The organism is Pantoea sp. R102 (assembly GCF_004916815.1).
Taxonomy (GTDB): domain Bacteria; phylum Pseudomonadota; class Gammaproteobacteria; order Enterobacterales; family Enterobacteriaceae; genus Pantoea; species Pantoea dispersa.
Genome location: NZ_SDFT01000216.1, coordinates 1 through 3,852, shown reverse-complemented (window position 1 = coordinate 3,852; position 3,852 = coordinate 1). Strand labels below are relative to the sequence as shown.

Sequence of the window (3,852 nt, the reverse complement as noted above, 5' to 3'; positions counted from 1 at the left end):
CTGGGCACGGCGATTGAGCGCCTGTCTTCCGGCCTGCGCATCAACAGCGCTAAAGATGATGCTGCAGGTCAGGCGATTGCTAACCGCTTCACCTCTAACATCAACGGCCTGACTGTTGCTGCCCGTAACGCCAACGACGGTATCTCTCTGGCACAGACCGCTGAAGGCGCGTTGTCCGAGATCAACAACAACCTGCAGCGTGTGCGTGACCTGACCGTGCAGGCGCAGAACAGCTCCAACTCGGCTTCAGACATCGACTCCATCCAGGCTGAAGTTAACCAGCGTATGGAAGAGATCAACCGCGTCACTGCGCAAACTGACTTCAACGGTATCAAAGTACTGAACACCGGTTCTGGTTCCAAAGATTACAGTTTCCAGGTTGGCTCTAAAGATGCTGAAACCATCGCTATCACCATTAGTTCCAGTGATGGTTATAACCTGGCGAAAGCGGGCACCGGTACGGGCACTGCTCTTAACACCCGCGCCATGGCTTCCGGAACAGATTTAGTCAATGGTTCTGCACGTACAACTGCTGCAATTGGTTTTGACGTACTGAAAGGTAAAGTGACCGGTGGTGCATCTGGCGCCGCTTCTGGTACCACGCCACTGGCAGACATCGATGCAGCGATCAAATCTGTTGACTCGCAGCGCAGCCTGCTGGGTGCCTCACAGAACCGCTTTGAGTCGACCATCACCAACCTGAACAATACCGTGAACAACCTGTCAGCTGCGCGCAGCCGTATTCAGGATTCTGACTACGCGACAGAAGTGTCGAACATGTCGCGCGCGCAGATCCTGCAGCAGGCAGGTTCTTCTGTGCTGGCGCAGGCCAACCAGGTACCACAAACCATGCTGTCTCTGTTACGTTAATTACGCGTACAGTCAAAAAGCTCCCAATTGGGAGCTTTTTTTTTCAAAGTGTTTACTTTGCCAGCATTCAAAAATTCAGTCGTAATTTTAATAAAATCATCATTAAAGGTTGTTCGCCTCCTGCCGATAAATTTTCACGACGGCGTGATTGCCTCAGGCTTGATCGAGCCTGCATCCACTATCTGTTGAAGGAAAAATATTATGGCAGTAATTAATACTAACACCTTGTCACTGGTCACCCAGAACAACCTGAACAAATCTCAGTCTTCCCTGGGCACGGCGATTGAGCGCCTGTCTTCCGGCCTGCGCATCAACAGCGCTAAAGATGATGCTGCAGGTCAGGCGATTGCTAACCGCTTCACCTCTAACATCAACGGCCTGACCGTTGCTGCCCGTAACGCCAACGACGGTATCTCTCTGGCACAGACCGCTGAAGGCGCGCTGTCCGAGATCAACAACAACCTGCAGCGTGTGCGTGACCTGACCGTACAGGCGCAGAACAGCTCGAACTCTGCCTCAGACATCGACTCCATCCAGGCTGAAGTTAACCAGCGTATGGAAGAGATCAACCGCGTAACGTCGCAGACCGACTTCAACGGCATCAAAGTGCTGAACACCGGTTCTGGCACCAAAGATTATAGCTTCCAGGTGGGTTCAAAAGACGCCGAGACCATCTCCATTACGATCAGCTCAAGCGACAAGTTCAACCTCGCTAAGACTGGAGTCACTGGCGGTACTGCACTGAATACCCGTAGCATGGGTACGGGTGACACTGTCAATGGAACTGCACGTGCTACAGAAGCTGTCGGTTTTGATGTTCTCAAGGGCAAGGTTACCGGCGGTGCATCGGGTACAGCAGCTGGCTCGACGCCACTGGCCGATATCGATGACGCGATCAAATCAGTAGACGCACAGCGCAGCCTGCTGGGTGCCTCACAGAACCGCTTCGAGTCAACCATCACCAACCTGAACAATACCGTTAACAACCTGTCAGCTGCGCGCAGCCGTATTCAGGATTCTGATTACGCGACAGAAGTATCAAACATGTCGCGCGCGCAGATCCTGCAGCAGGCAGGTTCTTCGGTACTGGCGCAGGCCAACCAGGTGCCACAGACCATGCTGTCTCTGCTGCGTTAATATTGCCGCTTATTTCAAAGCCCTGCCATTGGCAGGGCTTTTTTTTACAAATAGTAATAACCGGGAATGAGAAGGTTTTATAGCGCTTATACTGCGATTGCATACGAAACTCCTGAGTAGACTTAACCGATATGGTTTTGTCTATTCAATGAACGTTATGCAGGAGAGGGTATGAATAACAATCTAATGGTGACCAGTCCACTATTGCCACCGCTTGATGAGTTTATCCCCTATCTGGAAGATATCTGGCAGAGCAAACGACTTACCAATGGTGGCCCTTTTCATCAACAACTTGAGCAGGCACTGGCTGATTATCTCGGCGTGCAGCACCTGAGCTTGTTTGCTAACGGAACGCTTGCTCTTGTGACAGCATTACAGGCATTGCGTATCACCGGCGAAGTCATCACAACCCCGTACTCCTTTGTGGCGACATCGCATTCTTTATTATGGAACGATATTAAGCCGGTATTTGTAGATATTGATCCGATCAGCTGCAATCTTGATCCTGCTAAAATTGAAGCAGCGATTACGCCTCAAACTACAGCAATCATGCCAGTTCATTGCTATGGCATACCCTGTGATGTTGATGCCATCCAGGAAATCGCCGATAAGTATGGTCTGAAGGTAATTTACGATGCTGCACATGCTTTCGCCGTGAAACGAGAAAATGAAAGTGTATTACTGCATGGTGATCTGTCCATTTTAAGCTTTCATGCTACAAAAGTATTTAATACATTTGAAGGTGGGGCGATTATTTGTCCAAATGAAAAAATAAAACGTCGTATTGATTACCTCAAGAACTTTGGATTCGCAGATGAGACGACAGTTGTCGCTGCAGGAATCAATGGTAAAATGAACGAGGTACAGGCTGCATTTGGATTATTGCAGCTGAAACATGTGGATAATGCTTTTCAGTGTCGGGCTGAAATATTTCAAAAATATGTTAATGCACTATCAGGCATTCAAGGCGTCTCTTTTAGCCATCTATCCGAAAACCTTGAATGGAATTATGCATATTGCGCAATTTTTATTGACGATACTCTTTTCCCAATGACAAGGGATGAGTTATATCAACAATTTAAAAAACAGGGAATATATGTACGTCGGTATTTCTACCCGTTAATTTCAGAATTTCCAATGTATAAGAATTATAGCTCCTCAGCTGTGGAAAACTTGCCTAATGCCATGGCTATTTCAAGAAAGGTGCTCTGTCTGCCGATCTATCCAACATTGAGTGAGCAAGAGCAGGATGACATTATTCAGGTAATTCTGGCTGCTGGTCAGGTTAAAGCAGCATGACGACCAAAAACTACACAAGATATGTTATTTTTAGCGGCGCTAATGAGAGGGCTATAATTGCCTCTTGCCGCTATTTTATAAGTAATAAAATTAGATTCTCCATAATTTCACGTCCCGCTGGCGATAAAGTGACCAGCACAAGTTATCGTCGATATATCCATGCAATCAGAAAGCAAGATGAATTAGATATAGAGGATATGCTACATTGCGTAAAAGAAATAACAAAGAAATTTCCAACTGATAAATTAATGTTGTTGCCGACGGCTGAGTCAATTAATCGTATTTATTTGAATTTTCGTCAACGGTTTATCACTACAGGACTTCATAGTGATCTATGCGATGAGGAGACTTATATGTTAATTTCTAACAAGTCGTCTTTTATCGCTCTGCTGGAGAGTTTTGGACTGGAAGCTCCAAAACAGATTAATGATCCCTGCGAGTTGGATATCCCATTCGTTGCCAAGCCGCTACGGGAATTTTCCCAGCAATCTGGTGAAAAATTGTATCCGGAATTAATTTTAGATAATTATGGCCTTAGTAAACATC

At 46.9% G+C, this 3,852-nt stretch carries 4 protein-coding genes; all 4 read left to right on the top strand.

Annotated features, from left to right (window positions below; genetic code table 11):
• A partial coding sequence (locus ERD80_RS19600) for a flagellin (RefSeq protein WP_136548191.1) occupies positions 1-870 on the top strand: 870 nt, incomplete at its 5' end.
• A gap of 201 nt (positions 871-1,071) precedes the next feature.
• A complete protein-coding gene (locus tag ERD80_RS19595; protein WP_125310805.1) occupies positions 1,072-2,007 on the top strand; it encodes a flagellin in 936 nt (311 codons plus the stop codon).
• Positions 2,008-2,178: 171 nt separating this feature from the next.
• Entirely contained in the window at positions 2,179-3,306 is a 1,128-nt protein-coding gene (locus ERD80_RS19590) for a DegT/DnrJ/EryC1/StrS family aminotransferase (RefSeq protein WP_136548190.1), read from the top strand.
• A partial coding sequence (locus tag ERD80_RS19585; RefSeq protein WP_136548188.1) for a hypothetical protein occupies positions 3,303-3,852 on the top strand: 550 nt, incomplete at its 3' end. The genes ERD80_RS19590 and ERD80_RS19585, both read left to right, overlap by 4 nt.

Coding starts and splice junctions, on each gene's coding strand:
- ERD80_RS19595 (WP_125310805.1), top strand. CDS start 1,072: ATGGCAGTAATTAATACTAACACCTTGTCACTGGTCACCCAGAACAAC.
- ERD80_RS19590 (WP_136548190.1), top strand. CDS start 2,179: ATGAATAACAATCTAATGGTGACCAGTCCACTATTGCCACCGCTTGAT.